Origin of the sequence: Bradyrhizobium sp. 153 (genome assembly GCF_023073835.1) — a bacterium.
Lineage (GTDB): Bacteria > Pseudomonadota > Alphaproteobacteria > Rhizobiales > Xanthobacteraceae > Bradyrhizobium.
Genome location: NZ_JADPKH010000029.1, coordinates 258,463 through 264,785 on the forward strand (window position 1 = coordinate 258,463; position 6,323 = coordinate 264,785).

The 6,323-nt window shown below is 65.4% G+C and carries 6 protein-coding genes; 4 read left to right on the plus strand and 2 right to left on the minus strand.

Annotated features, from left to right (window positions below):
- Nucleotides 1–109: 109 nt before the first annotated feature.
- On the plus strand, nucleotides 110–2,773 hold the full coding sequence (locus IVA91_RS09185) for an EAL domain-containing protein (RefSeq protein WP_247278650.1): 2,664 nt from the start codon (nucleotides 110–112) through the stop codon (nucleotides 2,771–2,773).
- A 256-nt stretch (nucleotides 2,774–3,029) separates the two neighbouring features.
- Here IVA91_RS09185 and IVA91_RS36775 read toward each other — a convergent pair whose 3' ends face one another.
- Nucleotides 3,030–3,152 carry a hypothetical protein gene (locus IVA91_RS36775; protein WP_346015472.1) on the minus strand — a complete coding sequence of 41 codons (123 nt, stop codon included), beginning with the start codon at nucleotides 3,150–3,152 and terminating at the stop codon, nucleotides 3,030–3,032.
- Nucleotides 3,153–3,272: 120 nt separating this feature from the next.
- On the opposite strand from IVA91_RS36775, the gene IVA91_RS09190 reads away from it, so the two are divergent.
- Both IVA91_RS09190 and IVA91_RS09195 read left to right on the plus strand, forming a co-directional pair.
- Nucleotides 3,273–3,674: a hypothetical protein gene (locus IVA91_RS09190; protein ID WP_247416793.1), complete on the plus strand. Its 402-nt coding sequence runs from the start codon at nucleotides 3,273–3,275 to the stop codon at nucleotides 3,672–3,674.
- 125 nt (nucleotides 3,675–3,799) lie between these two features.
- Nucleotides 3,800–4,924, plus strand: coding sequence for a lactonase family protein (locus IVA91_RS09195; RefSeq protein WP_247278647.1), 1,125 nt, complete (start codon nucleotides 3,800–3,802; stop codon nucleotides 4,922–4,924).
- A 55-nt stretch (nucleotides 4,925–4,979) separates the two neighbouring features.
- Here the strand turns inward: IVA91_RS09195 and IVA91_RS09200 are convergent, their stop codons facing one another.
- On the minus strand, nucleotides 4,980–5,138 hold the full coding sequence (locus IVA91_RS09200) for a hypothetical protein (RefSeq protein WP_247450057.1): 159 nt from the start codon (nucleotides 5,136–5,138) through the stop codon (nucleotides 4,980–4,982).
- Between the two features lie 158 nt (nucleotides 5,139–5,296).
- On the opposite strand from IVA91_RS09200, the gene IVA91_RS09205 reads away from it, so the two are divergent.
- A complete protein-coding gene (locus IVA91_RS09205; protein WP_247278646.1) occupies nucleotides 5,297–6,190 on the plus strand; it encodes an HlyD family efflux transporter periplasmic adaptor subunit in 894 nt (297 codons plus the stop codon).
- Nucleotides 6,191–6,323: the final 133 nt, after the last annotated feature.

Genomic DNA, 6,323 nt, shown 5'->3' on the forward strand with positions numbered 1-6,323 from the left:
CCCGGATGAACCGCGCCAGCCCGCGCGTTCCAATTCATCCTTCCCTAACCCTCGCTGGTAACGGGGTCTTGGCGGTTTTGCTGCATCTTGCGTTCCACGGGAGGGCTGGATGGGCACATCGATTGGATCGACCGCGCGGATGCGCGCGTTGCTGCGCCGTTGGCGCGGGGCACCGCTGACATGGCTGATCGTCGGCGGCTTCGTGCTGATGGCCGCGACCGCCGTCGGCACCGCGCTCACCGTCGACCGCTTTCGGCAGAATGCAATCGAGAGCGGCCGCGAGAGCCTGCAAAACTCCGTCCGCATGCTCGCCCGGCATTTCGACCGTGAGTTCGAGGACTTTGCGGTGCTCCAGAAGAGCATCATCGCCGAGCTCGAAAGTCATGGCATCGAATCCGCTGAGGTCTTTCGCAGCGAGATGGGCACGCTCGCCGTGCACGAGGTGCTGCGCGCAAAGGCCAGCGGCTGGTCTGACGTCGCCGGCGCCAATGTGTTCGATTCCGAGGGTGTGCTGATCAATTCATCGCGGCGCTGGCCGGTTGCCGCGATTTCGGTGGCCGACCGCGGCTATTTCAATCGCCTCAAGAACGATCCGGCCGCGCAGGAAGAGATCGAGATCGTACGGGGCCGGCTCGGCAACGGGCCGGCGATCGTGTTCGCGCGGCGCGTCTCCGGCCCGCACGGCGAATTCCTTGGGCTGGTCTCGCGCGCGATCGCGCCGGAGCAGCTCGAATCCTTCTTCGCCTCGACCGGGCTCGGCGAGGAATCCTCGATTGCGATGCACCACCAGAACGGCCAGCTGCTCGCACGCATCCCGCATGTCGATGACATGATCGGGCAGAACTTCCGCAAGGGCACGCCCGAGCAGATGGCGGTGTTCGAGCGCACCTTCGTCACCACCCAGCTCGCAAGCCCGATCGACGGCAAGGACCGCATCGTCGCCGCGCGCCTCCTCACCGGTGAGCCGCTGGTCGTGGTCGCGACCAAGTCGCTGGATGCAACGCTGGCCACCTGGCGCACGCAGACGAAATTCTTCGTCATGGTGGCCGTGCTGTCGATCGGCCTGCTCGTGCTGACGCTCTATCTGATCTTCCGCCAGGTGACGCACCGGCTCTCGCTGGAGAAGCAACGACTCGACACCGCGATGAACACCATGACGCAGGGCCTGTTGATGTTCGATCAGGACGAGCGGCTGATCGTCTGCAACCGGCGCTATATCGAAATGTACGCGCTATCCGCCGACGTGGTGAAGCCAGGCGTCCATTTCCGCGACGTGATCCGGCATCGCCACCACACCGGCTCGTTCCACGGCGACGTTGAGTCCTATTGCGACGATATCCTGAGCCATATCGGGCGCACCCAGAGCGCCATCGTCGAGACCGCCGACGGCCGCCTGATCGAGATCAAGAACCAGCCGGGCGCGGCCGGCGGCTGGCTCGCGACCCATGACGACGTCACCGAGCGCATCCGCGCCGACGAGCGCATTGCGCATATGGCGCATTACGACGCGCTGACCGACCTGCCCAACCGCGTGCTGATGCGCGGCCATCTGGAGCGCCGCGTCGCCGAGCTCGGCCAGGGCAAGCCGTTCGCGATCCTCTATATCGATGTCGACGAGTTCAAGGGCGTCAACGATTCGCTGGGACATGAGGTCGGCGACGAGCTGCTGCGCCAGGTCGCAAGCCGCCTGCGCGCCTGCGTCAGCGGCAACGACATGGTCGCACGGCTCGGCGGCGACGAATTCGCGATCATCAAGGCCGGCACCAACGATCAGGCTCAGCTGGCCGCGTTGGCGGAAACGATCTTGAATGCGCTGCGAGCGCCCGTCAATTGCAAGGGCCAGGAAATCCCGACCGACGCCAGCATCGGCATCGCGATCGCGCCCGATCACGGCGACAATATCGACGACCTGCTCAAGCGCGCCGATCTTGCGATGTATGCGGCGAAGTCGGAAGGGCGCCGCACCTTTCGCATCTTCTCGCCCGAATACGACGCCAAGGCGCGGCAGCGCCGGCAGCTCGAGCTCGATCTGCGCCAGGCGCTTGCGCGCGGCGAGTTCGAGGTGCACTACCAGCCGCTGGTCGACCTCGCGGCCAATGTCGTCACCGGCTGCGAGGCGCTGCTGCGCTGGCGCCATCCCGAGCGCGGCATGGTTTCGCCGGCGGACTTCATCCCGGTCGCCGAAGACACCGGCCTGATCAGCGAGATCGGCGAATGGGTGCTGAAGCAGGCCTGTACCGAGGCCGCGAGCTGGCCCGGCCAGATCCACATCGCGGTGAATGTCTCGCCGGTGCAGTTCCGATCGCGGACGCTGGCGCTCAAGATCGCCGCGGCGCTCGCGGAATCGGGGCTGGCACCGGGACGGCTCGAGCTTGAGATCACCGAGACCGTGCTGATCCGCGACGACGAGGAGGCGCTGACGATCCTCCAGCAGCTGCGCGAGCTCGGCGTGCGCATCGCGCTCGACGATTTCGGCACCGGCTATTCGTCACTGAGCTATCTGCACCGCTTCCCGTTCGACAAGATCAAGATCGACCGCAGCTTCATCAGCGACATCGGCGAGCCTGATGATTCCTCCCCGATCGTGCAGGCGGTGGTGCACATGGCCGCCGCGCGGCACATGGCGACGACGGCCGAAGGCGTCGAGACCGAGGCCCAGCGCGAGGTGCTGCGTCAGCTCGGATGCAGCCAGATGCAGGGCTGGCTGTTCAGCCCGGCCGTGCCGGCGGCGAAACTGAAGCAGCTCTTGTCGGCACAGGCCGCGGCGGCTTAGCGGCGCGCTCATTACGGCCGCTCCATCCGCGATGTCCGCGCAGCCATAGAACGCACCGGTCCGTACAAGTGCCGACGATTGATTTGAAGCTGGACTCGATCAGGGAGCGAGAATGACGAAGCGTGTTCCGAAAGCGAGTGTGCGCCGGTGTCAGCATCATGCTCGAAGATGAATGGACGCGCAGTGACGATCACATCCCGATCTCATCGGGCTTTTTCGCGCAGCATGCAGGATGACGTCGCGGAGGGACGAAAGCTCACATCAGGCCTTTTGCGGCACGGACTTCGGCGATCTCGGCGTCGGGATGGGCGACGATGGTGGCGAACATGATGCCGCTGATGATCAGCGACCAGGCGGTGTCCCAATAGATCCAAAACACGTGCCAGCCTCCGTTTCGATCTCCTCCGCCCGGGGATCAGGATAACGGCAAGGCGAGGCTGCCGTTCCCGGTGCGCATGCGGCGCTATTTTTGTTTGGTCGGCGGGGAGCTGCGACCGGTTTGACCGGTGTGGCGCTTTGCCACGACGTCCTCGTCGCGCTCGCCCTCAAGCGGACGCGGCGGCAGCTTGGGCTGGCCTTTCTGGCCGCCATGCTTGCCGCCCATGTCGGGCTCGCCTTCGAGATCGTTTTCACGGGGCATAATGCTTCAATGCGCTGGGGCGGCATTGGTTCGCCTGTGAACGAGGTCATAGGATCGCCGCGGTTTGCGGTGCACGATCGTTGCCCCGGGGGCATCGCGATTTCGACCGATGGATTAGGGCTGATGCGGAGACGACTGATCGCCTGGACCATCCTGACCTGCGGGCTGCTTGCGGTCACCGTATGGACCGTGCTCGGGCCGCCGAATCGCCCGCCCGGCCCGCATTTGCCCTCCCGCAGCGTGACGGCGGCGGTGCGGTAGCCATCCTGAGCCACCGATACAATTTCGGCATCGATCAATCCCAACTGGAATTTGGTGTGACGGCGCGCCTCCCGCTATCCTCAACGGCAAAACGACAATGCCGCACCGGCTTTGAGGAGGAGACCATGTTGAGACCGACCCGACGTATCGCGCGGCGCCTGCCGCGCGCTGCGATCGCCACCACCCTCGCCTTTCTCGCCCTCATTCCTGGAGTCCGTGCCGGCATGGCCGAGACCTTCGCCTATGTCGGCGACGCCGACAGCAACGACGTCAGCGTGTTCAAGATGGCCGAGAGCGGCGAGATGACGCCGGTGCAGACGGCCGCTTTTACCGGCATCGAAAAGCCGGGCTCCTCGACGCCGCTGGCGATCACGCCTGACAAGCGCGTGCTGATCGCCGGAATCCGCTCGCAGCCATACCTTGCGGTGAGCTTCGCGATCGATCCCAAGACGGGCCGCCTCAGTCATGTGGGCAACGGGCCGCTCGCCGACAGCATGGCCCATATCGCCGTCGATCGCAGCGGCAAATTCCTGTTCAGCGCCTCCTATGGCGGCAACAAGGTCGCGCTCAATCCGCTTGGCGCAAACGGCGTCGCCGGCGAGCCGAAGCAGATAATCCCGACCGGGCTGAACGCGCATGCCTTCCTGCCCTCGCCCGACAATCGCTTCGTGTTCGCGACCAATCTCGGCTCCGATCAGGTGCTGAGCTTTGCGTTCGACGCCACGACCGGCACGCTGACGCCGAGCGATCCACCTGCCCACAAGGTGCCGGAAAAATCGGGACCGCGGCACTTCGTGTTCCACCCCAACGGCAAGTTCGTCTATCTCATTCACGAGCTGAACGGCGACGTCGCGGCGTTCAGTTATGAGGCCAAGAACGGCGCCTGGACCGAGACCCAGCGCACCACCGCGCTGCCCGAGGGCTTCAACGGAAAGCCTTGGGCTGCCGACATCCACATCACGCCGGACGGGCGCTTCCTCTACGCCTCAGAGCGCACCACGAACACGCTCACCGCCTACAAGGTCGATGCAACAAGCGGCAAGCTGACCACGATCGGCAGCGTGCCGACCGAGAAGCAGCCGCGCGGCTTCAACGTCGATCCCTCGGGGCGCTATCTCGCCGCGGTCGGCGAACTCTCCGACGGCATGACGGTCTATGCGATCGACCAGAGCAGCGGCGCGCTCGCCAAGCTGAAATCCTATCCCACCGGCAAGAAGCCGAACTGGGTGGAGTTTCTGAGCCTGCCGTGAGGGAGGCGCGGCCGGCCTGCGCTAACATCGGTAGTTTCGCGCAGCCTGCCTCATATCACCGGGCATGGACCGTCAGATCGTCTTCAAGTGCCCCCGGACCGGCTTGAACGTGCAGTATCGGCTTGGCGACGATCATCTGCTCGACCGCTCCACCGGCATGACGGTCGGCGATCGCCGGAGCTGACGGCCGGTCCTGCACTGCGACCTGCCCCATCCGGCGGGAGCGAACCTGATCGCCAATCCCGCGACTAATCAAGGACTTGCCGCGGCGGCCCGCGCAGGCGTGGCGTCCCGCCGTGGGACAACGCTGCCGTAGTCCGGCCCGTTGCCATCTGCTATCGATTGAAGGGCTTGAACCCCATGGAATTTTCGATGCGTCATTTGCCCCGTGCCGTTGCCCGAAGCCTGTTTCCCGCAGCCATCGCCGGAGTGTTCGCTCTCGGCCAATATCCGGCCGGAGCCGCCGAGGACGATGCCCCCAAGGGGCCAGCAGTCACGGTGCTGAAGGTCGCGAAATCCTGCTTCTCCGACATCGTCGAAGCCACCGGCACGATCATTGCGCGCGAGGAAACGTCGGTGCGGCCCGAACGTCCGGGCCTGAAAGTGACCGAGGTGCTGGCGGAAGCCGGCCAGACCACCACCGCCGGCCAGGTGCTGGCGCGGCTGGCGCTGCCGGAAGGCGGCACGCTTCAGGTCACCGCGCCGGTGGCGGGCGTGATCGCCACGTCGACCGCGCAGATCGGCAATTTCGCCTCGGCCAAAGGCGAGGCCCTGTTCACGATCGTGGCGCGCAGCGAATACGATCTGGTCGGCATGGTCGCGACCACCGACATGCGCAAGCTCGCCGTCAACCAGCAGGCCACCGTGCGCATTGCCGGCGCCGGCGACATCGATGGCAAGATTCGCCGCATCGGACCGACCGTTGAGCCGAACATCCAGCAGGGCATGGTCTATATCGGCATCTCCTCGCAGAAGCGCCTGTTGCTGAATGCGAGCGGCCGCGCGCTGATCAAGACCGGGCAGAGCTGCAACGTCGCGGTGCCGCTGACGGCCGTGCAATATTCCTCGGCCGGCACCGTGGTGCAGGTGATCCGCCGCAATCGCGTCGAGACCAAGCGCGTCGAGATCGGATTGATGGCGGGCGGCAATATCGAGGTCCGCGACGGACTCAACGATGGCGACGTCGTCGTCGCCCGCGCCGGCGCGCTGCTGCGCGAGGGCGATCCGGTGCGCCCGGTGATGGCGAGCGCCGAAGCGGCGAAGTAGAGATTGAAGAAGCGCGATGCTTCACCCTCCCCTAGAGGGCAGGGCTATCGCATGTGGCCGAGGAGCTCAAAAAGAAAGGCATCGTTCCACCCGGCGCGCTTGAGCTTGAGGCGCAAGGAGATGGTGGTGTCAG

Coding starts and splice junctions, on each gene's coding strand:
- IVA91_RS09185 (WP_247278650.1), top strand. CDS start 110: ATGGGCACATCGATTGGATCGACCGCGCGGATGCGCGCGTTGCTGCGC.
- IVA91_RS09195 (WP_247278647.1), top strand. CDS start 3,800: ATGTTGAGACCGACCCGACGTATCGCGCGGCGCCTGCCGCGCGCTGCG.
- IVA91_RS09200 (WP_247450057.1), bottom strand. CDS start 5,138: ATGGGGCAGGTCGCAGTGCAGGACCGGCCGTCAGCTCCGGCGATCGCC.
- IVA91_RS09205 (WP_247278646.1), top strand. CDS start 5,297: ATGCGTCATTTGCCCCGTGCCGTTGCCCGAAGCCTGTTTCCCGCAGCC.